The organism is Alkaliflexus imshenetskii DSM 15055, from assembly GCF_000517065.1.
Taxonomy (GTDB): domain Bacteria; phylum Bacteroidota; class Bacteroidia; order Bacteroidales; family Marinilabiliaceae; genus Alkaliflexus; species Alkaliflexus imshenetskii.
Genome location: NZ_KI912105.1, coordinates 2,348,992 through 2,373,742 on the forward strand (window position 1 = coordinate 2,348,992; position 24,751 = coordinate 2,373,742).

General features: G+C 43.7%; 19 protein-coding genes. 7 read left to right on the top strand and 12 right to left on the bottom strand.

Annotated elements, in window-relative coordinates; translation table 11 throughout:
* Positions 1-95: 95 nt before the first annotated feature.
* Positions 96-1,220, top strand: coding sequence for a 4-phosphoerythronate dehydrogenase (locus tag ALKIM_RS0109805; protein ID WP_026474486.1), 1,125 nt, complete (start codon positions 96-98; stop codon positions 1,218-1,220).
* Between the two features lie 9 nt (positions 1,221-1,229).
* Here the strand turns inward: ALKIM_RS0109805 and ALKIM_RS0109810 are convergent, their stop codons facing one another.
* The 3 genes from ALKIM_RS0109810 to priA all read right to left on the bottom strand — a co-directional run bounded on the left by ALKIM_RS0109810 (position 1,230) and on the right by priA (position 6,180).
* Positions 1,230-1,832, bottom strand: coding sequence for a hypothetical protein (locus tag ALKIM_RS0109810; RefSeq protein ID WP_026474487.1), 603 nt, complete (start codon positions 1,830-1,832; stop codon positions 1,230-1,232).
* A 42-nt stretch (positions 1,833-1,874) separates the two neighbouring features.
* Positions 1,875-3,335 (bottom strand): RNA polymerase factor sigma-54, encoded by a 1,461-nt coding sequence (gene rpoN / locus ALKIM_RS0109815; protein ID WP_026474488.1) that lies wholly within the window; start codon positions 3,333-3,335, stop codon positions 1,875-1,877.
* A 382-nt stretch (positions 3,336-3,717) separates the two neighbouring features.
* Positions 3,718-6,180 carry a replication restart helicase PriA gene (priA, locus tag ALKIM_RS0109820; protein ID WP_026474489.1) on the bottom strand — a complete coding sequence of 821 codons (2,463 nt, stop codon included), beginning with the start codon at positions 6,178-6,180 and terminating at the stop codon, positions 3,718-3,720.
* A gap of 450 nt (positions 6,181-6,630) precedes the next feature.
* Between priA and ALKIM_RS0109825 the strand changes: the two genes are divergently transcribed.
* Entirely contained in the window at positions 6,631-7,302 is a 672-nt protein-coding gene (locus tag ALKIM_RS0109825) for a hypothetical protein (RefSeq protein WP_026474490.1), read from the top strand.
* 27 nt (positions 7,303-7,329) lie between these two features.
* Here ALKIM_RS0109825 and rodA read toward each other — a convergent pair whose 3' ends face one another.
* From rodA to purH, 6 genes are all read right to left on the bottom strand, one after another.
* Positions 7,330-8,751 (bottom strand): rod shape-determining protein RodA, encoded by a 1,422-nt coding sequence (rodA, locus tag ALKIM_RS0109830; RefSeq protein ID WP_026474491.1) that lies wholly within the window; start codon positions 8,749-8,751, stop codon positions 7,330-7,332.
* Complete coding sequence (gene mrdA, locus ALKIM_RS0109835) at positions 8,735-10,579, bottom strand: penicillin-binding protein 2 (protein WP_026474492.1); 1,845 nt, start codon at positions 10,577-10,579, stop codon at positions 8,735-8,737. Before mrdA ends, rodA begins: the two co-directional genes overlap by 17 nt.
* Positions 10,580-10,591: 12 nt before the next feature.
* Positions 10,592-11,110, bottom strand: coding sequence for a rod shape-determining protein MreD (gene mreD, locus ALKIM_RS0109840; protein ID WP_026474493.1), 519 nt, complete (start codon positions 11,108-11,110; stop codon positions 10,592-10,594).
* Positions 11,103-11,933 carry a rod shape-determining protein MreC gene (gene mreC, locus ALKIM_RS0109845; protein ID WP_026474494.1) on the bottom strand — a complete coding sequence of 277 codons (831 nt, stop codon included), beginning with the start codon at positions 11,931-11,933 and terminating at the stop codon, positions 11,103-11,105. The genes mreD and mreC overlap by 8 nt, the downstream gene beginning before the upstream one ends.
* Positions 11,934-12,103: 170 nt before the next feature.
* Entirely contained in the window at positions 12,104-13,129 is a 1,026-nt protein-coding gene (locus ALKIM_RS0109850; protein ID WP_026474495.1) for a rod shape-determining protein, read from the bottom strand.
* 12 nt (positions 13,130-13,141) lie between these two features.
* Entirely contained in the window at positions 13,142-14,665 is a 1,524-nt protein-coding gene (purH, locus tag ALKIM_RS0109855; RefSeq protein WP_026474496.1) for a bifunctional phosphoribosylaminoimidazolecarboxamide formyltransferase/IMP cyclohydrolase, read from the bottom strand.
* 216 nt (positions 14,666-14,881) lie between these two features.
* On the opposite strand from purH, the gene ALKIM_RS0109860 reads away from it, so the two are divergent.
* Positions 14,882-15,571, top strand: coding sequence for an SIR2 family NAD-dependent protein deacylase (locus ALKIM_RS0109860; protein WP_026474497.1), 690 nt, complete (start codon positions 14,882-14,884; stop codon positions 15,569-15,571).
* Here the strand turns inward: ALKIM_RS0109860 and ALKIM_RS0109865 are convergent.
* On the bottom strand, positions 15,563-16,267 hold the full coding sequence (locus tag ALKIM_RS0109865) for a ComF family protein (RefSeq protein WP_026474498.1): 705 nt from the start codon (positions 16,265-16,267) through the stop codon (positions 15,563-15,565). The genes ALKIM_RS0109860 and ALKIM_RS0109865 overlap by 9 nt on opposite strands.
* A 387-nt stretch (positions 16,268-16,654) precedes the next feature.
* On the opposite strand from ALKIM_RS0109865, the gene ALKIM_RS0109870 reads away from it, so the two are divergent.
* Together ALKIM_RS0109870 and ALKIM_RS0109875 are read left to right on the top strand one after the other, a co-directional pair.
* Complete coding sequence (locus ALKIM_RS0109870; protein WP_026474499.1) at positions 16,655-18,010, top strand: UDP-N-acetylmuramate--L-alanine ligase; 1,356 nt, start codon at positions 16,655-16,657, stop codon at positions 18,008-18,010.
* A 156-nt stretch (positions 18,011-18,166) separates the two neighbouring features.
* Positions 18,167-19,186, top strand: coding sequence for a DUF4097 family beta strand repeat-containing protein (locus ALKIM_RS0109875; RefSeq protein WP_026474500.1), 1,020 nt, complete (start codon positions 18,167-18,169; stop codon positions 19,184-19,186).
* A 65-nt stretch (positions 19,187-19,251) separates the two neighbouring features.
* Here the strand turns inward: ALKIM_RS0109875 and ALKIM_RS0109880 are convergent, their stop codons facing one another.
* Positions 19,252-20,556 (bottom strand): acetyl-CoA hydrolase/transferase family protein, encoded by a 1,305-nt coding sequence (locus tag ALKIM_RS0109880; protein WP_026474501.1) that lies wholly within the window; start codon positions 20,554-20,556, stop codon positions 19,252-19,254.
* A 567-nt stretch (positions 20,557-21,123) separates the two neighbouring features.
* On the opposite strand from ALKIM_RS0109880, the gene pdxH reads away from it, so the two are divergent.
* Complete coding sequence (gene pdxH / locus ALKIM_RS0109885; protein WP_026474502.1) at positions 21,124-21,771, top strand: pyridoxamine 5'-phosphate oxidase; 648 nt, start codon at positions 21,124-21,126, stop codon at positions 21,769-21,771.
* Between the two features lies 1 nt (position 21,772).
* Here pdxH and gldA read toward each other — a convergent pair whose 3' ends face one another.
* On the bottom strand, positions 21,773-22,681 hold the full coding sequence (gene gldA / locus ALKIM_RS0109890) for a gliding motility-associated ABC transporter ATP-binding subunit GldA (protein ID WP_026474503.1): 909 nt from the start codon (positions 22,679-22,681) through the stop codon (positions 21,773-21,775).
* 161 nt (positions 22,682-22,842) lie between these two features.
* Between gldA and ispG the strand changes: the two genes are divergently transcribed.
* On the top strand, positions 22,843-24,720 hold the full coding sequence (gene ispG / locus ALKIM_RS0109900) for a (E)-4-hydroxy-3-methylbut-2-enyl-diphosphate synthase (RefSeq protein WP_044117870.1): 1,878 nt from the start codon (positions 22,843-22,845) through the stop codon (positions 24,718-24,720).
* Positions 24,721-24,751 lie beyond the last annotated feature (31 nt).

The following is a 24,751-nucleotide window of genomic DNA, read 5'->3' on the forward strand; positions in this document are numbered from 1 at the left end:
TGCATTATTTTTGAGCGTAAATACTTTGATGATAACTTTACAAATGGAACTGTGTGCTGTTTTTAAAGTTCAAAATACTTAAAACCAGAGTGTAAATGAAAGTTGTTATAGATGATAAAATTCCCTTTCTAAGGAATGTTTTTGAGCCCTATGCCACTGTGGTGTATAAACCCGGAAAAGATATTTCGCAATCTGATCTGACGGATGCTCAGATTCTGATTGTTCGTACCCGAACCAAATGCAACAAAAATCTGCTCGAAGGTACTTCTGTGCAAATGGTCTCAACCGCTACAATTGGCACCGACCACATGGATATTCCATGGCTAGAGCGAAGTGGCATCACGTGGAGCAATGCGCCGGGATGTAACTCCGGGTCGGTCAGGCAGTATATTGGGTCGATACTGGCCCATCTTATTTTGTCAGGTACCAATCCATTAAAAACAACCATTGGCATTGTAGGAGTTGGTATGGTGGGCTCAAAAGTTGAACAGCTAGCGCGCACACTGGGTTTCAATGTGATGCTCAATGACCCTCCCCGCGCCCGTCGCGAAGGTGATGCACTATTTACCGATTATCATACTTTGGTGGCAAATGCCGATATCATTACCTATCATACTCCGCTTAATACGAGTGGTTCGGATGTCTCGTACCATCTGTTAAACGAGGATATCTTGCCCCTCTTGAAACCCGGTGTTGTCATCATTAACTCGTCGCGTGGTGAAGTAACTGACACAAATGCGATGTTGGCAGGTTTGGCTTCTGAAAAGATTGGTAAATTGGTTTTAGATGTGTGGGAAAATGAGCCTGATATTTCATCTTTATTGCATGAGAAAGTATGGGCCGGAACGCCACATATTGCCGGCTACTCTGTTGATGGAAAGGCCAATGGCTCTTCGATGACGGTAGATGCTGTGAGCCATAAATTTGGTTTTCCATTGGTTGGCTGGAAGCCAGAATCGCTGCCAATGCCCGAAAACCCGATAATCACCCTTAGCGATGACGGCAAAACGTCAGCCCATACTGCCGCTGAAGCTATTTTGCACACATACAACATTCTTGATGATCATCAAAGATTAAGACAGTCGCCTTCTGATTTTGAAAAGCTTCGCGGTAGTTATCCTGTTCGTCGGGAGTTTGGCTCCTGGAGCGTTGAGGGCAAAATGTTAAGATCGGAAACGGTCGAAATGTTATCTAAACTGGGATTTAAGGTTAATGCTTGATGACATTTGTTACATAAATACAGAGCTGAAAACAATCAACAGACCCCACATAAAACCCACATAAATTTGAGCCGGATTATGAGCGCCAAGGTGTAAGCGTGCCGTGGCGGTTAATCCGGAAGCCAGAAACAGCATTGTGAGCCATGGTGCCAAATCAAGGTTGTATCTGATACCGATGGCCATAATTGCGCCAGTTACACCGCCAATGCCAATCATGTGGAGCGAAATTTTCCAAAATATGGTGACCACCACTGCCGAAAATACAGCCAGAAGTGATGCCAGAATAAAATTGCTTATAATACCTGAGATACCCATTTTTTTGAGCAGCATAAACCCCAGATAATAAAAGAATCCGGTGAAAAATACCGGGAGCAGACGCTCGCGCGGCGTTTCCATGTTAAAGCTCTTAATCATTCTGAATTGATATAGAAGCGGTAATATGGATACTGGCAATATGCAGGTTGAGAGAAATACAGTTAAGAAGATGATGCGCTTGGCTTCAAAAGGGATATATGACAAATGTGTTCCTGCCTGAAAAATAAGGAACAATCCCAGGGAAGGCATAAGCATTGGATGAAAAAGTACGGATATTATCCGGCTAAATATCTTCATTGGTTCATTTTATTATGGATGAATGCCGGTTCTGGCGCCATACTAGAGCTCCTTTCGCAGACGGGCTACCGGAATGTTTAGTTGTTCACGATATTTGGCAACAGTGCGTCGGGCAATATTATAGGATTTCTCTTTAAGAATCTGTGCCAGCCGGTCGTCGGTAAGAGGTTTTCGCTTGTCTTCGCCTGAGATGCACTCTTCAAGAATCTTTTTAATCTCCCGCGTGGACACTTCTTCTCCTGAATCGGTTTGTAAGCCTTCCGAAAAGAAATATTTAAGGGGGAAAATGCCAAAATGCGTTTGAATGTATTTGCTGTTCGAAACCCTGGATATGGTGGATATGTCTAATCCGGTAACGTCTGCAATGTCTTTTAATATCATGGGTTTGAGACGCATTTCATCGCCCTCTATAAAATACTCTTTCTGGTAATCCAGGATGGCTTCCATCACCGTCATCAAAGTGTTTTGTCTTTGTTTGATGGCGTCGATAAACCATTTGGCCGAGTCAAGTTTTTGCTTCACAAACATCACCGCCTCCTTTTGCTCTCGACTTTGGTTTTTGCGGTTCGACTGATAATCGCTAAGCATCTCCGAATAGGTCTGGCTTATTCGCAGTTCCGGGAGGTTTCTGGTGTTCAGACTTAGTTGAAATTGCTCATCTTCCACTTCAAGAATGAAGTCCGGAATGATGTGCTGCACCATTTTGTTCAACGGGTTGCTGTATGAACTTCCCGGCTTGGGATTGAGTTTCAGAATTTCATCAATGGCCTCTTTAAGGTCTTCATCGTCGAGGTGAAGGCGTCTGGCTATTTTGTCAAAGTGTTTGCGCGTAAACTCCTCAAAATGGTGTTTAAGTATTTGTAATGCATTATCTATGGCAGCACTCTCCTTTTCTTTTCGCAAAACTTGAAGCAGTAAGCACTCTTGTAAATCTCTGGCGCCTACGCCTGGTGGGTCAAAATCCTGAACAATTTCTAAAAGGGCCAGCGCTTCTCTCTCATCTATTTCCAGATTTTGAGCAAAAGCCAAATCGTCCACTATCTCGTCAATCTCACGCCTTAAGTACCCATCCTCATCAATATTACCAATGATGTATTCGGCTATGGCACGCTGGCGGTCGTCCATGATGCGTAAGCTAAGCTGGTCGGTAAGATGCTCGTGGAACGTGGTGCCAATGGAAAAAGGCACATCTTCGTGCTTGTCGTCTTTGGAGTAGTTTCTGGTTTGAAGCTTGTATGCCGGTATGTCGTCATCATTGATGTAATCATCGATGGACATTTCGTCCTTTTCTATTTCGGACTCGCGTGGTTCAGGTTCATCACCGTAATCGTCGTCGTTACTGGCCGCCGTGTCCGCGCCGTATTCCAGCACAGGGTTTACCTCGAGCTCTTCCTTGATGCGTTGTTCAAGCTGGGCAGCAGGGATTTCCAAAAGCTTTATCACCTGTATTTGCAGGGGTGATAACTTTTGAAGAAGCTTTTGCTGTAAACTCTGTTTTAACATATTCTAATGATAGGTTGCTGTTGTTTTCTTTTATATGATACAATAGTGGCAAAGGCCTTAACATCTGCCTGTAAAAGCAAAAATACAGTTATTTCCTCTAATTAGAAAACAGATTCGACAGAACAATGGGTTAGACTTCATTGGGAGGCTATGGGTTGGAATAAAAAAGAAACTTCCCCTGAATCTGGTAGTTTGATAACCAGCTCGGGAAAGTTTCTCAGCTACTTTTCTTTGCTATGCAAAGAGGTGCTTTTGGCTGTATTGTAACTAATTGATGTGGGTTAAACGAATCGCTAACCTGCTGCAAAAATATGGCATTGTGGCTGGCAGCACAATGGCAAATTGTCAAAATTTCCGGCAAATTATTAAATATCCATGCCACTTACATAGGATCCACATCGGTTACAATATTGATATATCGCCATCTTTCCTGAGATACTACATAGTTGATGCATTGTTGCATGAGTTGCTTGGCTTTTACCGGTGAGGCATTGCGTTCCAGTTTTAGCAAAATGCGTTGCAGGTGCATATCCTGTATTTTTGTTACTGGTGGCACTTGTGGACCTAAAACCCTGCTGCCGAAATTGTTTCTCAAATATTCTGTTAGGGCATTTGCTGCGTGCAGAGCGGTATTTTGATTTTTATGTTTTACGGTTATGTTGATAATTCGGTAAAAGGGTGGGTATTTATATGATAGCCGCTCTTCAATTTGCTCATTAAAGAATGATACGAAGTCATTATTCCGAACATGCGCGATTACGGGATGTTCCGGATTGGATGTTTGCAGAATGACTGTTCCGCGGCGGTTTTTTCTGCCTGCACGTCCGCTTACCTGAGCCATCATTTGAAAACTGCGCTCAAAGGCTCTGAAGTCCGGATTGTTAAGCATGTTGTCGGCATTTAGGATGCCCACCAGGCTCACCCTGTCAAAGTCAAGACCTTTTGTTACCATTTGGGTGCCTACCAAAACATCAACTTTTCCCTGTTCAAACTCGGTAATGATGTTTTCATAACCTTTTTTAGATCTGGTTGTGTCATAATCCATCCGACCAACCTTTACGTCTGGAAAGAGTAAGCCAATTTCTTCTTCTATTTTTTGTGTTCCAAACCCTTTGAACTGCAACGAGGGACTGCCGCAAGCCTGGCACGTGTGATAGGTTGGCACGGCATATCCGCAATAGTGACAAACCAATTGGTTGATGTGCTTGTGGTAGGTCATACTTACATCGCAATGGTTGCAACGGGGAATCCACCCACACAGGCTACATTCCAGATAAGGTGCAAATCCCCTTCTGTTTTGAAACAAAATGACCTGCTCTTTTTTCGAGAGTGACTTTTGCATCTGTTCAATAAGCTGGGGACTAAAGTGCGACTGCATCATTTTACACCGGCTGGCTTCGCGCGTATTCACCACAACTATCTCGGGCAGTTGAATGCCCTCATGGCGCGTGGTTAACTCTACAAGATGAAATTTTCCCGACTGGGCATTGTAATAGCTTTCTACCGATGGTGTTGCAGTACCAAGAAGCACCTTTGCATTGAAATACTGACCTAGTACAAGTGCCACATCGCGAGCATGGTATCTTGGAGCAGGGTCAAATTGTTTGAATGATTGTTCATGCTCTTCATCAATTATGATGAGTCCAAGATTTGAAAATGGCAGGAATATCGACGAACGAACACCAAGTATTACACGATAGCTTTTGTTTTTCAGGAGGTTGTTCCATACTTCTACCCGCTCGTCGTCGCTAAATTTGGAGTGGTAAATGCCCAGACTATTTCCGAAATGGGTCTTTAGTCTGCTGGTAATTTGAGTTGTAAGCGCTATCTCGGGTAGCAGGTAAAGTGCTTGCTTGCCTGCTTTTATGGCTTCATCAATAAGATGAATGTAAATTTCTGTTTTACCGCTGGATGTGACGCCATGAAGTAACACCGGCTTTTTTTGGTCAAATCCGTTTCTTACTTCATTCATTGCCACAGTTTGAACTTCCGACAACAGCTTCTTCTCTTTTACCTGTACCTCGCCGGTTTCCAGTCGGTCAACAGCTCTCTTTTTTTGTTCGATGAAGCCTTTTTTTATCAATTCACCCAGCTGTGCCGCGCCATTCTCTAAGGTAGCCAACAGCTCTTTTCTGTTAACGCTCTTCCCCTTTATAGCGTCGTTTATTCCACCAGCTTTCTGAAGGAAGATCATAAGTAACTGTAGCTGTTTTGGGGCGCGTTCCAGTAAATCAAAGCAGTTTCTTAGTTGCTCTTCACTTCGGTGTTCCGGATGAATTGTAAGATATTGTTCGGTTTTTGGACGATAGGACTCACTTATGTTTTCATTCATAAAAACAGCCTGTACATCTACTAATTGCCTGATATACTGGTAGCTGTTTTTTAGGCCGGTGAGGTTATTTACTTCGTTAATGGTGCAATATTTCTTTTCAGAAAGGTAGTTCAGAATCATCAACGCTTTTTCCGGAAGCCCTGTTTCATCTTCAAATTCAGGGTTGTAACAAAGTTTTGACTCGCTCTCAAGTTTAAGCCCCGATGGCAGAGCTGCTTTATAAACTTCCCCAATGGTGCATTGGTAATAATCAGCAATCCATTGCCATAGATTTAATTGCATATCGAGAACTACCGGAGCATCGTCTAATACCGACATCAAGGGCTTGGTCTCATAGGCTGCTGGCTTCGTTTCATGAATGTTGTAAACAATCCCTGATAAAAGCTTCTTTTTTCCAAACGGCACAACTACCCTCACACCCTTTTCCAGAACTGGTAAGAACTCTTCGGGTACCTCGTAGGTAAACAGTTTGGGAAGGGGCACCGGTAAAACTATGTCAGCATATTTTTGCATGTGATGATTGTTTCTACAGTTGTGGGAAGGGAATATATATTAACGGACACATCATTTCCAGGTCTCTTGACAACAGGCTTTTTTATTTATGATGCGATGTCTTCATCCGGATTGTAAAGATAGTGATTGATGCCAATGGCTACAATTAAAGATGCGGGAGGATTGTTTTAAATCTTATTTTATAGGCAAAAATGGAATTTGGTCATAGGATGGGATGTTTTGGTCAAAAATTCATAAAAAATATGGTATGTCGAATACGTGAGGCATTTTAATTGTTTGTCCAATTTTTATAGGGATAAATAACAGAGGTTTAATCTATTGTTAACACATATTGATGGTATAGCCTCTAAATTTACACAAAAGCAAAGTGTTGAGATATGTTGTTTTCGAGGCACTTATTACACACAGGGAACTTTATTTTTATTTATAATCCGGTTATCTGATCTACTTATGAGCATCGCTACAAACACATATCTTACAATGGGCACAGTGCTCGTTGATGATGCAATGGATGCCAGAATACTTGGCATGTGGTCCAAAAGGGAAGTGAATGAAGGGTTTTACAAAACCGGATTTGAAACGATTCTTTTCAACCGGCCAGGTTCATTTGCGCTTGAAACAGTTTTGTCATCGGTGATGACATGGGATAAGGAGTTGCTTATTGCTGGTCCATGCGCCACGCTCGATTTGCTCGACAAACGTACCGCCGGATATGGTTTTCATGTACATTTGTGCGCTATATCTCACGACAGTTGGAACGCCATTGACGAAATGCTGATTCTGAATCCTGGCATCACGCATTTACTATTGAATATTTCTTCTCCCTCAATTATTAACAGCCAGGAGATTTCTCGTCTTTTGAATCTTATTGAAACCTATCGTCTGACATTAATTGTCAACTGCCAGTCGGAAGTGGATGGTATCAATGATCAGTTTCTGAATGCCATCGATTTTATGGTTGCCGAGCATGAATCAGATGAGCCGGGCTCGTTTGTTGTGGCACGCCGCAGCAAGCTTGTACAAACCGAAGGTAACGCACGCAATTTTACTTTTGACCTTTATACTTACTGGCAACATTCACTTCGAAACCGAAATGCAATTATTGAACCCATGTGCGGCTAAGGGTTTAATAATTACTACGCAAGAGTTTTAGCGAATTAGCTGCGTGCGGTTGGTGTCTAATTTCAGGAATATAAACAGAAGTATGGTGAAGCCCCAAAGTGAGGAGCCGCCATAGCTGAAGAATGGCAGAGGTATGCCAATCACAGGTGCCAGACCAATGGTCATTCCAATGTTTATAGCAATATGGAAAAAGAATATTGCTGCCACTGAATATCCATACACCCTGCTGAAGTCTGAATGCTGTCGCTCTGCCAGAAAAACCAGCCGCATCAAGAGTATCACAAATAGTATTACTACAGTGGAAGTGCCAAGAAAACCCCACTCTTCGCCTACTGTACAGAAAATAAAGTCGGTACTTTGTTCGGGCACAAAGTTGAATTTTGTTTGAGTGCCCTGAAGGAAACCTTTGCCTGTTAACCCACCAGAGCCAATTGCTATTTTCGACTGATTTACATTATATCCCGCACCCAGAGGGTCTTCTTTTAAACCCATAAGCACCAATATCCTTGACCGTTGGTAGTCGCTCAATACCTCTTCAAATATGTAGTCGGTGGAGTAGGCAAAAACAACTGAACTCCAAAATAATAGCAGGTAAACTCCAATTTTTGGAAACTGGCGCAGCAATGCAATTGTTCCTACGGTTAACGATGCGGCTATCATGCCGGTTATCAAAGCCATGTCGTAGTTTGTTTCGCCGGTTTCAGTTTTAAATATGAAGGTTCCGATGCCATACGAAACCCCTGCCACAGCCAGACCTATTAAAGATTCTTTCAGATGTTTCCTTAAAATCATTAAAAGAAATAGTCCGGCAGATAGTATCAAAAGTATGGAGTAGTTCGGGATAATCAACGTGAGAATAAATACTGCTATTGCTATAAACCCAAACAACAGGATATATGGTGTCATTCCCTCACGGAAAAAGGGAATGAAGAAGGCAAAATAGACGAGCGCCGAGCCAGTGTCGTTTTGGAGAATGATAATCAGAATTGGCGTAACCCATAATAGCGCTAAGCGCGCAATGTCTTCAAGTTTGTTGAACGAGAATTGGAAACGACTCATGGCACGTGCTATGGCTAATGCAGCAGCTACTTTTGCCAGCTCCACCGGTTGAAAACGCATGCCACCAACCTGAAACCATGCTTTGGCAGAATTGATTTCTACACCTAAGAATATTACAAGTATGAGTAGAAGAGCTGTAAAAGCATAAAAAATATAGGAAAACTCCACAAAGAATTTACTGTCGGTAAGAAAGATGATTCCAATAGTGACCATCGAAAAACCTATCCAAACAAGTTGTTTCAGATACTCTTTCCCCATGTCGAAAAATACAGGTACCTCAGGGTCGGTATTAGCGGCATAAATATTAAGCCATCCAAACCCAACCAAAATAAGGTAGAGAATAACTGTAAACCAGTCGATACCCTTTAAGGTGCTAATGTTTTGTCGCATTTATCAGGTCTATGTTAAGCATTCTTGTTTCAAGCCACTTGCGGTTGGCATGAATTTCTCTGTTGAGATATTTTTCGACCATTAAACTGGCGATGGGAGCTGCAAATGTTGAGCCATATCCGGCATTTTCAACATATACTGCAATGGCTATTTGTGGGTTTTCCTTAGGAGCAAAAGCTACAAATATACTGTGGTTCTCACCGTGTGGGTTTTGCGCCGTTCCGGTTTTACCACTTATTGAGATGCCCGGAATACGTGCAATGCGTGCTGTTGAACCTGTTTCGCTCCATATAGCCTGCTCCATTCCCTCAATAATTGGATCAAAATGAATGGGGTCAATGCCTGTGTGGTGTCGTTCCTCAAAGCGCGATGGTATTGTATCGTTCTCTATATCCTTTACCACGTGGGGTGTGTAGAAATGACCTTTGTTGGCAATTGCTGCGGTCATATTGGCCATTTGAATGGGTGTGGTTAAGATTTCTCCTTGTCCAATGGCCAAAGAGATAACGGTTAGGGAACTCCAACGACCATCATAGATACGGTCGTAATAACCGGAGCCTGGCACAAATCCCCGGCTCTCATTAAAGAAGTCGCTTCCTAAGCGTTTGCCAAAGCCGAAGTTGTTAAGATATTCCCGCCATTTTTCGATCCCTGCTTTTGGCGAACCATGAGCAGGATTATCTAAAACGTTGCGAAAAACAATACAGTAATAGGTGTTGCACGATACGGCCAAAGAGGGTATCAGATCAACTGGAGAACGGTGGTGCCGGCAGCCCACAGAGAGCCCACGTGCGTGATATGCTCCGGAGCAGGAGTATGGTGTGTTGGTTCGCAATACGTTCTCCTGTAGCCCGATTAGCCCCATAACCATTTTAAAGGTGGAACCTGGTGGATATGCTGACATGATGGCCCTGTTAAGGAGGGGTGACAACGAATCTCTTGAGAGCACCGGAAAATTTCTGGAGCGCTCGCGCCCTATCAAGAGTGAAGGGTCGTATCCCGGGCTGGAAACCATTGCCAGAATTTCGCCTGTTGATGGCTCAATGGCAACAATACTGCCGGTTTTGTTACGCATCAACTCCTCTCCATAAGCCTGAAGGTCAATGTCGAGGGTAAGTGTGATGTTTTTGCCGGCCACTGCGGTGGTATCAATTCTGCCGCCACGTACGGAGCCTTTCTCGCGTCCGTGTACATCAACCATTACGTAACGGGCTCCTTTGCGTCCTCGCAGAAATCTTTCATAGGTGTTTTCAATGCCACTGATGCCTGTATAGTCACCAAGTGCATAGTAGGGATCACGCTGCATGGTGGCTTCATTCACTTCGGCTACATACCCAAAAACGTGCGCGGCATGCGGGTATTCATATTTTCTTACTGTACGTCGCTGTCCAAAGAATCCTTTAAACTTATACTGTTTTTCCTGAAAAAGGGCATACTGGTCGGCCGGAACCTGCTTGATGAATACGGAGGGTTTAAAGCTGGAAATTCGTCTGCTACGCATATTACGCCGCATCTCTTCATACGCCCTGTCAAGCTCTGGCCTGCTAATGTTAAGCACATTGCAAAAATCGGTTGTGTCAAAAGGGGCAACTTCACGCGGCACAATCATAATGTCATACACCGCCTGATTGGATACCAGTAGTTTGCCGAAGCGATCGTAAATCAGCCCGCGTGAAGGATACTCTGTGAGTTTTCGCTGCGTGTTGCTCTCTGCGGAGTATTTATAGGATGGGTCAACTACTTGAAGTACAAAGAGCCGTATGATAAAGATAATCCCTATCAGTACAAAAAATAGAATGATTAATATGCTCCTGTTGCTGTTACCCACTTGGTTGCTGTTTTAAAATGCTTTTTTCTTTGATCCGCTAAAGAGCTGGGCAATCATGATAAAGCCCACTGTAAATATTGTACTGACGATGGTTTTCCAGATGGTTCGCAATATCCCTTCAAAAGTAAACACTTCTATTATGAATAAAAACAGGTGGTGTGCAAAAACGGCCAGAAGCACGTATTTGAAAAACCAGACAAAACCAAAATGAGACGGTGTGGGCAGACTACCCGGTTCATAACCTTCCCTCGGTGCCAGATATCGCAAAAAATAGGGGCGAAGATAGGCCAGAAAGACGCCTGCCGAGGCGTGTACGCCAATGGTATTCAGAAAGGCATCAATAATCAAACCCGTTATCATTCCGGCTAGCAGAAGAAGCCAACCCGGCATTTCAACCGGCAAGGTAAGCAGTACTATGACGTATAAAAAGGGATTGATGTATCCACTCAGGTTCAAGTTGTTCAAAATCAATACCTGAATAAGGATGATGACAATGAAATGAAATATATATTTTCCAAGTGTGTTAATCATTTTGCATCAGATTTTCCAATTGTTTTTGCTCTTCACCCGAAGTTTTTTCAACCACTTCCACGTAGGTCAGGTTTTTGAAATCCACCGAGAGTTTTACCCTTATTTCATAAAAGCCCTCACCCTGATGAAGCTGGTAATCTTCGATGGTGCCAATCAGTATGCCTTCAGGAAAGATGGTGGAATATCCACTGGTAACAATTGCATCGCCTGTTGAAACAGGAGCGTGTCCCGGTATTTCAGTTAAAATGGCATGTTGGTATGATTTGCCATCCCACTCCAATACACCAAAGTAATTGCTGTCACGAAGTTTGGCCGACACCCTGAACTGGTTATTGAGAAGCGATATGGCTGTGGAGTAGTTTGGCGATACATGACGCACAATGCCAACCAATCCTCTGGCCGAGATAACACCCATTTCGGGAGCTATCCCATGTTTACTGCCTTTATTGATGGTGATAAAGTTATGGGCACGATGCACGGAGTTGTTTATGACCTTGCCCGCTCGATATTGGTAGATAAAAAGGTCGTCAGACTCTTGTCGTGCCAATTTTGGTTCGGAAATGGATGGTATGTTTTCCGGTATTTGCGTGCGCAACAGGGCGTTTTCGCGCGAAAGCTCTTCGTTGGCGCGGCGCAGGGAGACATAATCCTTAAATGTGCCTGAGATTTCTAAAAACGATGCAACTACCTTGCCCGATGAGTTTATGAATGTCTCCTGGTGACGGTGATTGTAATTAATAAGCAAGTAGAAACAAAACGTTTCAAACAGCAGAAACAGAAAAAGGAAGTGATATCTGATGATGAAACGAATGAAGTTTCTCATGATGCCGAAACTGTTTGTCACACCTGGTGCCAACCTATAGCTGGCTGGTTAAACGTGTGAATGGGTTAAAAACTTATCTTCACAATCAAACCACTATAACCGCAACGGGGCGTTATGCAATTCAGGACAGTTTCACGCGCACACTGCGGTTATTTGGTTTTCATGATTTATTATCGCAACAGGAACGGAAAACGGTGCCTGTTTTTAAGTGCAATTCCAGTCCCCCGGGCCACGGCATGAAGTGGGTTTTCAGCTATATGGAAGGGGATATTCAATTTGTTGGTCAGCCTTTTGTCCAGTCCGCGCAGCAAGGCGCCGCCACCGGCCAGATATATGCCTTTGTTCACTATGTCGGCATAAAGTTCCGGAGGTGTTTGTTCCAACGCGTTCAAAATGGCTGTTTCCATTTTTGAGATGGATTTTTCCAAACAATGGGAAATTTCCTGATACGAAACCGGAACTTCAATTGGCAATGCGGTCATCTGGTTTGGGCCTTGCACAATAAAATCTGCCGGCGGCTCGTCCAGTTCAGGCAGGGCAGATCCCACACGGATTTTTATCTCTTCAGCTGTGCGTTCCCCAATTTTTATATTGTGCTGGCGGCGCATATATTCCATGATGTCGGCAGTTAAGTCGTCACCTGCAATGCGGATGGATTTATTTGTCACGATGCCGCCCAGGGATATCACTGCAATTTCGGTTGAGCCACCGCCTATGTCAACTACCATGTGTCCTTCGGGCGCTTCAATGTCGAGACCAATACCAAGTGCAGCAGCCATGGGTTCGTAAATCATATATACTTCACGACCACCGGCATGTTCGGCAGAGTCACGTACAGCTCGAATCTCAACCTCAGTACTGCCCGATGGAATACAAACAACAATGGTAAGTGAAGGCGTAAATAGACGCTTTTTGTTGCCATCAATCATTTTAATCATGCCACGAATCATCTGTTCGGCAGCGTTAAAGTCGGCAATTACACCATCGCGCAGCGGACGAATGGTATAGATGTTATCATGGGTTTTTCCGTGCATCTGACGTGCCCTTTCTCCTATGGCTACCAGTTTGTCGGTGCGTCGGTCGAGAGCTACGATGCTGGGCTCATCTACAACAATTTTGTCGTTATGTATGATGATGGTATTGGCGGTACCCAAATCCATTGCCAACTCCTGAGATAAGAATGAAAACAATCCCATTGATTCTGTTTTTTAATGTTTGAAATGACGGTTACCGGTAAATACCATGGATACCTGGTTGGTGTTGCAAAATTCTATTGTGTCGTTGTCGCGGATTGAGCCGCCTGGCTGTATCACTGAACTGATACCCGCCTGGTGCGCTATCTCAATTGAATCGGCAAACGGGAAGAAAGCATCTGACGCCATAACTGCACCTTGAAGGTCAAAACCAAAAGATTTAGCTTTGGAAATGGCGTGCCTCAGGGCATCAACGCGTGATGTTTGTCCAACGCCGCTGGCTGTCATCTGTTTGTTCTTGGCAAGTACAATGGCGTTCGATTTGGAGTGTTTCACTATTTTGTTGGCAAACAACATGTCGTCAATTTCCTGCTGTGACGGTGACTTGCTTGTGACTACTTTCAAATCATCCGCAGTTTCAGTTTTACTGTCTCTATCCTGAACAAGCACCCCGTTGAGCAGTGTTCTGGATGTTGTATCCTGAAGAAACTGTTCCTTTTGCACCAGTATGATTCTGTTTTTCTTCTGTTTGAGGATGGCGAGGGCTTCCTCGCTATATTGCGGTGCAATTACCACTTCAAAGAAAATCTTGTCCATTTCGGCAGCGGCTTCTGCATCAACAACTACATTGGTAACAATAATGCCACCAAAAGCCGACACCGGATCTGCTGCCAGAGCGTCGAGCCAGGCTTGTGTGAGTGATGCACGAGAGGCAAGCCCGCAGGCGTTGTTATGTTTAAGAATGGCCACGGTTGTTTCCTCAAACTCAGCAATGAGGGCTACAGCCGCGTCAATGTCGAGCAGGTTGTTGTACGAAATCTCCTTTCCATGGAGCTGGTCAAACATTTTACTGAAATCGCCATAGAATACCCCTTTCTGATGTGGGTTTTCTCCGTAGCGCAGATGCATGCTGTTGTCCACACTGTTGCGGTATGCCGGAAATTCTCCTTTACTGAAATAGTTAAATATGGCCGAGTCGTAGGCTGATGAAACCGCAAAGGCTGCGGTGGCAAATCGCTTACGATCTTCGAGTGTGGTCTCGCCTTTCTTCTCTTTTAAGATGCGCAAAAGTTCTGCATATTGTTCCATTGAGGGCACTATCACCACATCTTTATGGTTTTTGGCAGCAGCACGAATCAGTGAAATACCGCCAATGTCAATCTTTTCGATGATGCTGGCGTGGTCAGCTCCTGAAGCTACTGTTTCTTCAAACGGATATAGGTCAACAATAACCAGATCAAGTTCTGGAATCTCAAATTCCTTCAATTGGCTTTGGTGTTCTGCATCTTCTCTTTTGGCCAGAATGCCACCAAAAACTTTTGGGTGGAGAGTTTTAACACGTCCTCCCAGAATGGAAGGGTATCCGGTGAGACTTTCAACGCTAGTTACAGGCACTCCCAAATGCTCAATAAAACTCTGTGTACCGCCTGTTGAGTATATTTTTACGCCTTGCTTGTCAAGGGTTTGAACTATTTCGTCCAAGCCGTCTTTGTAAAAAACGGATATCAATGCTGTTCTGATTTTTTTTGATGTGCTCATTTTAATTTCTTTGGATAGACGCAAAAATAAGAAAATAAGCACATTTCGCAACGACGTTTTTTGTTTTTGTTTTATGTTTAAGTGCTATTTTTGAGATATGTGTATGTACTTTTATACTTAGTCTCTTTCTATCCAATCTCCTGATTTGGATTATCTGTGACACACATAGCTTCGTTGGTAAAGTTTTTTATATCGTAATAAAGTAGATTCTATAGAATGAAGAAACTAGTAGTATTAACCGGAGCAGGTATGAGTGCCGAAAGTGGCTTACCTACTTTTCGTGATATGGGTGGTATATGGGAAACGTATGATGTGACACAGGTTGCGTCGCCCGAGGCGTGGCAGCATAATCCTGAACTTGTGCTGCGTTTTTACAATGAACGACGTAAGAAACTTTTTGAGTCTTCACCAAACGAAGGACACCATATTCTGGCTTCTTTAGAGGCCTATTTTGATGTGCAAATAGTAACACAAAATGTGGACGATTTGCATGAACAGGCAGGAAGCTCTAAGGTGCTGCACTTACATGGCGAGTTAAAAAAGGCCAGAAGTACATCCAACCCCAATTTGGTTTATGAGCTTAATGATTGGGAACTGAAAATTGGCGATTTATGTGAGGAAGGCTCTCAACTTAGACCTCACATCGTTTGGTTTGGCGAAACAGTTGAAGAGATTTATAAAGCCCAGGATCTGGTTTCAGAGGCAGATGTTTTCATCGTTGTGGGTACATCGCTAAATGTATATCCTGCAGCGGGATTATTGCATTATGTGGCTTCTGATGTGCCAGTGTTTGTTGTCGATCCCGGGCAGCCATTATTGGCACACAATCCTCATCTTACAATCATAAAGGATAAAGCCTCGGTTGGCCTTCGACAGCTCACATCTGTTTTGCAGAAGTTAGCGTGATGCATACCCAATGGTTAAAATACTTACTCTTACCCAGGGCGTGGCTAAAAGTGCATTGCAGCATGCCTCAAGGGTGGCGCCGGTTGTTATCACGTCGTCGATGAGTAAAATGTGGGTGTTCTCAAAGGCTTGTTGTTCCCTTGTTTTAAATATACCATCTACATTTTCCCATCTTTCGTAATGGCTCTTACGCGTTTGTGAGGCTGTGTGTTTTATTTTCATCATTAACTCATTTGAAACGGGAACTCCAAGTGTCTCAGAAAGCCCGCAGGCTATCAGTTCACTTTGATTGTATCCGCGGGATCGGAGTTTTTTGGGATGTAATGGCACCGGTACAATGTAATCCGGTTTCAGATAGAGTTTTGATTTTATTAACTGACGACCGGCAATACGACCCAGAAATAATCCTGCTTCCCGGTTATTGCGATACTTCAATGAGTGAATAAGCTGTTGAATAAGCTCTCCTTTTCGGTAGTAGTAAATGGAGGATGCAAATTCGATGGGTGCTCGTCCCCAAAACGTTTGAAAAACGGGGTTCTCATTCCAGGTTTCAAATCCGGTACGGGGCAGATTGGATATGCATCTCCGGCAAAGATAAGTTTCATTGTGCAATAGCGAACTGTTGCATCCTTTGCAGTTTCTCGGAAAAAACAGCTCAGAAAAGCCTCGCAGCCAGGGTCTTAGGTTAAGGCACATGGTTTGTTTTGATACTAATAAATATATTTTCTTTGTTTTCTTAGATGCGGTGATGGTTAATATGTGTATGCCAGAACTCAGCATTAAGATTGGTTTAATTTTAAATAGATTTTTAATCAAAGTCAAGATTTTTTCCTTCCGGATTTTTTCTTCCCGTAGGGGGAAATGCTATGGTGTTGTATTTCTTTTAAACGTTGTGACTATGCAACTATAGAAAATGGATCCGTCAAGCTCCAAATTTGTATGGTCTTTAGGGTGTATGCTAAAATTGGCAATCATTTTTAATCAATATTGATACGCCATGCTGTTTTTTATAAATTAAGTCTAAATTTGGGATAACTACGGATGCTGCTTTAATCTGTGCATACGTCATTAATACTTAAATAGATGAGAGTTCACTTTATAGCAATAGGTGGAAGTGCAATGCACAACCTGGCAATAGCTTTAAAAGAGAATGGCGCCTTGGTTACGGGTTCCGACGATGAGATTTTTGAGCCAAGCCGTTCTCGACTGGCTGCTCATGGCCTTTTACCTGCCACCGAAGGTTGGAATCCCGGAATCATTGATGCTTCGTTGGATGCAATCATTCTTGGGATGCATGCCCGTAAGGATAATCCTGAGTTGATGCGTGCTTTGGAATTGGGGCTTAAAGTTTATTCCTATCCTGAGTATCTGTATGAACAATGCAAAGGAAAAAAGCGTGTGGTAGTAGGCGGTAGCCATGGAAAAACTACTGTAACCAGTATGATTATGCATGCGCTGAGGTGGGTAGGCATTGATTTTGACTACATGGTGGGCGCCCAACTCGAAGGGTTTGATACCATGGTGCGTCTTTCTCAGAATGCAAAAATCGCTGTTTTTGAGGGTGACGAGTATCTGTCATCTCCCATCGATCCACGTCCTAAATTTCTTTGGTACAAACCGCATCTGGCTGTAATCACTGGTGTGGCCTGGGATCACATCAATGTTTTTCCCGATATTGAGATGTATAACAAACAATTTAAGTTGTTTGTGGAGTCAGTAGAAGCTGGAGGGTATGTTACCTGGTATGGCGGTGACGAAACGCTATTGGAGATTATGGATGAGATTGAGGGCGATATGGATAGCATTCCATATTTCTCACTCCAGCATACTTTTGCGGGGCAGTCCACTATGGTTTTGTATGATGGAAAATCATATCCAGCACCTGTATTTGGCGAGCATAACCTTCAAAATATGGCTGGTGCAATGAATATCTGTATCGAGCTTGGCATGTCAGCAGACGATTTTCTGTCGGCAATGAGTTCATTCAAGGGAGCCTCGCGCCGTCTGCAGATTCTTGGCCAGAACGACCAATCTACAGTGTTTTATGATTTTGCCCATGCACCCTCCAAGCTAAAGGCAACTGTGACTGCAGTTAAGGAGCGTTTTCCTCAAAGACATTTGACGGCATGTATTGAATTGCATACGTTTAGCAGCCTGAATGCCGCCTTTTTGCCACAATATCATGACACCATGATAATGGCCGATAAACCCATCGTTTTTTACAATCCTGGTGTACTGGCTCATAAGAAATTACCCGAAATTACACCGGAGCAGGTTGCTTCTGCTTTTAACATACCTGTGTCGTCTGTAGTTACCGATGCTGAGAAATTAAAGCAACTGCTTGAAAAAACGCACGCTGACCCCTGGAATCTATTGATAATGACCTCCGGAAACTTTGGTGGAATCGACATTAAAAAGTTGGTTGACACCGTGCTATAACAATTGTACTTTTACTTCATATTTTTTTGTGTGGATGGCTGTAACGTTTTTGCAGCCTAACCGTCATACAATTGTCTTTCGGAGTTGTCAATATGGCTTCGTGAGCCTATAGTCCTCTTTTAGAGATGTCATTATCGTTCTAATCCATTATTTGTTATGTTAAAAATCATTACCCTAGTGTTGATTTGGTCATTCTTTTTCATGCCCAAATCAGAAGCGCAGGAATTGGCAGACCAAGTGCGTGAAAGCTTTCATGGTGTTGAGAGTATTCATGTAAAGGGTGCTTTCTGCAAAGTTGAAATACAGCCAGCCTCTGGAAGAACAGTTGAGCTTGACGGTGAACTAAGAGCCATTCGACGTGTTGATGGGCTTAAAATCCATCACACATTGAAAAACGGAGTACTGGATGTGTGGATTGAGCAACCAGCCAGAATTACAGGACAACTTAAAGGATTCCTGAGTTTTGAAGTGCCTCCCGGTATTGCCATAAAGGTCGAAAATGTGTCGGGTGAGGTAAAAGTAGTTGGCGTGGGCGGAGAGAACACCATTTTGGAGAGTGTCTCTGGAGGTATAGTTGCTGAGAACATTCCTGCCAATCTTCAGGCTAAAAGTGTTTCGGGCAGCATTAAAACAAATATGGTTTCAGGAACGCTTCATGCCCGTTCGGTCAGCGGTGCCTTAAATTTAGTCTCGGTGGGTGGCGCAGCAGATGTATCGTCCGTTTCCGGAAGCATTGTGGTGAAGTCTGTGATGGGTGATATGAAGTCAGGTAACACATCCGGTTCTACCAATATTTCTGAAGTGATGGGCAGTGCCGAGGTGAAATCTGTTTCAGGAAGTGTATCGGTTAGTGGTGTAAAAGGGGATGTGGCTGCATCCACTGCATCAGGGAGTATTGAAGTGCGGGAAATTGTGGGGAGTCTGAACCTAACCAGCACCAGTGGCGGAATAAAGGGTAGTGCAGTAATTCTTACAGGTAACAGCAATTTTAAAAGCTCATCCGGAAGTATAGACATCTCTTTTGGAAGTGATTTGGCTGGGATGACGTTTGATTTGCGTGCTACTTCGGGCTCAGTATCGGTGGGCGATACCCGTGGCGCCAATCAACTAAATGTTGGAAACGGCCCAGTAATGGTGCGAGGCACAACCACCTCTGGTAGTCAGCGATATAGATAGATTGCATATTTGTTGATATAAAAAAAGGGTCGCATTGCGACCCTTTTTTTATGTTCTATGCCAGATTACTTTTTGGCAATATAGTGGTAATGAGGACCAAAGCGCTCAAATGCTGCTCTGTCGAGCATCTCTCTGTGATCAGGATGGGCAACCGAAATAATTTGACGGGCACGTTCCTGCAAAGTTTTTCCATAAAGGTTCACAGCGCCATGTTCTGTTACCAGCCAGTGCATGTTTGCTCTGGTAGTTACTACGCCTGCGCCTTCCATGAGCGTTGGGGTAATTTTTGATACGCCTTTTGATGTTACCGAAGGCATCGCAATAATTGGTTTTCCGCCTTCTGAGTGGCCTGCACCGCGGATGAAGTCAATTTGACCTCCAACACCCGAGTAGTGAGTGGTACCAATTGAGTCAGCACAAACCTGACCGGTAAGGTCAACCGAAAGTGCTGAGTTGATGGCGGTAACTTTATGGTTTTTGCGAATTACATGAATGCCGTTGGTGTGAGACACATCCATCATGGCTACTTGTGGGTTGTCATCGATAAAATCGTATAAGTTTTGTGAACCCATTAAGAATGATGCAACAATTTTACCTTTGTCAATTTGCTTTCTCATTCCGTTCACTACACCTTTTTCAATCAATGGCAACAGACCATCTGAGAACATTTCGGTGTGGATACCCAAATCTTTATGGTTACCAAGTTCTGCCAATACGGCATTCGGAATACCACCAATACCCATTTGCAAACATGCTCCATCCTCAACAAGGTCAGCCACGTTACGTCCTATAGCTTTTTCAATATCGGTAAGCGGAGCGTTGTGGTGAATGTAAAGCGGCTCATCGTGCTCTACCACATAGTCGATTTGTTTCAGGCTAATCATGGCATCACCCCATGCGCGTGGCACATGTTTATTAACCTGGGCTATAACGATGTCTGCGTTTTCAACAGCAGCCAGAGTGGCATCCACTGAGGTTCCCAATGAAACAAAACCATGCTTGTCAGGACGAGATACCTGAACCAGCGCAACATTTACTTTCAGATAGCCCTGGCGAATCAACTTTTGTGTCTCGCTCAGGAAAACGGGGATGTAATCAGCATAACCGGCCTGGGTTGATTTGCGCACGTTTCCACCTACAAAGAAGGACTCAAGCTGAAATACGCCTTCAAACTCCTGGTCAGCATAAGGCGCGGGTCCTTCTGTATGGATGTGCTGTATTCTTACATTCTCAAACTCTCTGTTGCGGCCACGCTCTACCATGGCTCTGATTAGGGCATGAGGCGTTACTGCAACACTACTGAGGTGAACCCTGTCACCCGACTTGATAACTTTTACTGCCTCCTCGGCTGTAACTGACTTGTAACCCATTTTGATAACAGTTTTATGTGTATGTTGTATAATTGATAACCAGATGCTTACTCCGACCAGAGTTGGTGCTTTTCAGGATGGATTTGTTTTGGGGACAGACATCTGCTTCACTAATCATCCTATCTAACATTTATCGCCAGTCAGAAATTTTTAATTCCACATCCTGAAAATGAATCTCAGGTAAGATGTGTCAATGCTCCTAATCCGTTGTATTTGCAGGGATTGATTTTAAACATTAACAAGAAACGGTCGAATTAAAAACTGTGCAAAACTACGATTTTATATCAATATCCGGCCATTAAAAAAAATGTTTAAGATCACCTTTTTGAGATGTTTATACGCTCTTCTCTCTTTTTTTGGGGGACGAATCCTTAGATGTTGTTTTTCTCTGAATGGGTCAAGATGTTGGTCAAATATCAAACTTTTTGAAGTTGGTTCTGTTCTACAATGCAAGTCAAACTATAAACCATACGTAAGTTATGGCTGGTTAATTTTTTTGATGATGCTGAACATGAATAGTTGCTGTGAGGGAGTTCTTCAGGCCAACAAATAAAAGAATATTGAAAGATGACGAAACACAAAGATATTGCTTCCATTAGAACCGATTTTTTAAAGCACCACATCGACCTGTCGAAGCTAAACGAAAATCCACTGCTTCAGATGAAAGAGTGGATTGATGATGCCATACGTCTTGAACATGAAGAGCCAACCGCCATGAGTTTATCAACGGTTGATAAATCTGGTAAGCCTCATTCTCGCATTGTGTTGCTTAAAGGGATGGATGGTTCCGGATTGCAATTTTATACCAATTATGAAAGTGCCAAAGGGCGCCAAATGAGTGAGCATGCGCATGTGGCTCTTCTGTTTTTTTGGTCTGGCCTAGAGCGGCAATTACGGGTAGAGGGTGTAGTGACAAAATTGTCTGAAAAGGTGTCTGATGCCTATTTTGCATCGCGCCCCCGTGAGAGCCAGATTGGCGCCTGGGCTTCGCCGCAAAGTCAGCCTCTTAAATCACTTGTTTCGCTGGAAGCGCGTTTTAACGATTACGCTCAGAAGTTCGAAGGGCGTGACATTCCGCGCCCCTTGCATTGGGGCGGATACAATGTGATGCCTGACTATTTTGAGTTTTGGCAGGGGCGTCCCGGCAGATTGCACCAGCGTGTGGCTTTTACGCGAGATAACGAGAAGTGGAACAGAGAGATTCTGGCGCCTTGATTTATTTCGTAGTTAAGGCCTGAAACACATCTTCAAGTGACTGTTTCTGCTGTTTCATTCCCAAAAGTATCAAATCATTTTCCACGGCAAATCTAAAGATGCTGCCTCTGACATCGCTGGAAGGTTGGGAGGTTATAACCCATGACGAACCATTGTAATCGGCACGCATAATGCCCTGAATGGCAATAAGCTGTTCCGGAGCCGGCTGCCGGTCAAACTCAACTTCGATAATCGTATCGCCTGCGGTATGAATGGTGTCCAGTTTAGCTGTTTTTTCATCCGCTACAATTTGTCCTTGATGAATGATAATGACACGTTCACATATCGCCTGAACTTCCTGCATAATATGGGTGGAGAGGAGTATGGTTTTTGATTTTCCCAAAGTTCGGATAAGGTTTCGAACATCTGCAACCTGATTGGGGTCGAAACCGGTTGTGGGTTCATCCAGAATGAGCACTTCCGGGTCGGGCAGCAGCGCTTGGGCCAGCCCTACGCGTTGGCGATATCCCTTTGAGAGCATTCGGATTTTTTTATGGCATTCGGGACGCAATCCGGTCATTTCAATCATCTCTTCAACTCTGGTTTTGATGTCAGGCAAATGATATATACCTCCCACAAAACGCAGGTATTCGGTCACATACATGTCGGTATAGAGTGGATTGTGTTCGGGCAGATATCCAATTTTGCGTCGCAACTCGATACTATTCTCAGTCACATCAAGGCCACAGACTGCTACTTTCCCGGACGACGCAGGTAAATATCCGGTAAGAATCTTCATCATCGTGGATTTACCAGCACCGTTTGGCCCCAGAAAACCAACAATTTCACCACTTTTGACCTCAAATGAAGCGCTCTTTAAAGCCTGTTGCCGGCCATAAAATTTTGAAACATCAGTTACAGATATCGACATTTTGATTTTTTTATGCCTTAAAGTTATTAAATTTCGGTAAAGAGGGGATAATTTAGTGGCTGATTAAAATATTCAGGTTGCCGGATTAAAACCTTGAAATGATTGTTAACCGTCATTATATGGCGCATTTCTTTTTTTGAAATAATCATAACAGATTAAATATGAGCTCAGGAAAAATATTTCCCTATTGCAAGTCATTGTTTCGCTATCGCCGCAACGCTACTCAAGAAGTTCGAGTGGGAAGTGTGCTTTTAGGTAGCGGGCATCCGGTAAGGCTTCAGTCTATGACAACCACTAATACTTTAGATGCTGAAGCTACAGCAGCCCAATGTATCTCAATTTTTGAGGCGGGTGGCGAAATTGTCAGGATTACCACTCAGGGACGTCGTGAAGCGCATAATCTGGAAGAGATTAAACGTATCCTTCAGCAAAAGGGCTATCATTTTCCGATTGTGGCCGACATCCATTTTAATCCCAACGCAGCGGCAATTGCTGCTACAGTGGTGGATAAGGTGCGTATCAATCCCGGTAATTTTGCCGATGGTGCAAAAAAGTTTCGTGAGAAGGATTATACCGACGAAACGTACCAGGAGGAAATTGAAGAGGTGAAGAAAAAGTTTTTGCCATTTCTGGATATCTGTAAGGCAAATTGTACCGCCATTCGCATTGGGGCAAACCACGGCAGTTTGTCTGATCGCATCATGGCACGCTATGGCGACACCCCAAAAGGTATGGTAGAATCGTGTATGGAGTATCTTCGTATTTGCCGGGAGCAGAACTTTAGTGACATTGTGCTGAGCATCAAATCGAGCAATACAAGGGTGATGGTGCATACTGTGAGGTTACTGGTTAGCACCATGAAAGCCGAAGGGATGAATTTTCCGCTTCACCTGGGTGTGACAGAAGCCGGTAGTGGTGAGGATGGACGCATAAAATCGGCGGTGGGAATTGGGGCTCTTTTAGCCGACGGTCTGGGCGATACCATCCGGGTTTCGTTAACGGAAGATCCCGAGAAGGAGATTCCGGTTGCCCAAATGCTTAAAATGCACTTCGAGACATTCCAGAATCATGAACCCATCAAAGAGGTTGATGATACATCTTATAGTCCCTATGCATATATCAGACGAAGTGCGCATGAAACAGGCGTTTTTGGTGGCAGTAAACCACCTGTTGTTATTGCCGACCTTAGAAATACCCAATCAGGCATAAGTAAGATGGTTCCTGAGGCCGTAATCATCGATTCGGAACAGTACATATTACCCATTGGCTGGGAAAGTGTTGTAATGATTGTGCCATGCAATTCTGAAGAGGGTTTTCCAGGCAGACCAGAATTGATTCCACTCTTTAGCCCCGAAATGTTGCTAACCAATAAATGTAAGGGATTAAGGTTTGTGCAGATGGGCTATCCTGATGTAAATGACGAGACAACAGACTATCTTAAAAGGAACCCTGACGTGGTGATTCTTTTAACCACCAACAACATAAACGGTGTTGCCGAGCAGCGGGCATTCTTTTTAGCAATGAATCACCATGCTATAACCAATCCTGTGATTGTGCACCGACACTATAAGCTGACGGATGAAAGTGCCCTGCAGATTATTGCCGGTGCCGATACCGGAATGCTTTTTCTTGATGGTTTTGGCGATGGCATATCCATTCATGCGCCTAACGTCTCTCTGGCATCGGTGGTTGAAACGCAGTTTGGAATTCTTCAAGCCTCTCGTGTGAGATTTTCACGTACCGAATATATATCGTGCCCGGGTTGTGGACGCACATTGTTTGATTTACAAACAACTACCGAAGAGGTGCGACGTAAGACTTCGCATCTGAAAGGCCTTAAAATAGCCGTTATGGGATGCATCGTGAATGGAATAGGAGAGATGGCTGATGCCGATTATGGGTATGTAGGTGCTGGCCCAGGAGTGGTCTCTTTATTTAAAAACCGTGAGCTGGTGAGTCGGAACTTGCCTCAGGAAGAGGCTGTAGATGCATTGATTGATTTAATTAAAGAGAGCGGAGATTGGGTTGACCCGATTTAATTGGCGCATTTGTCAAATATAACCTGAAGAT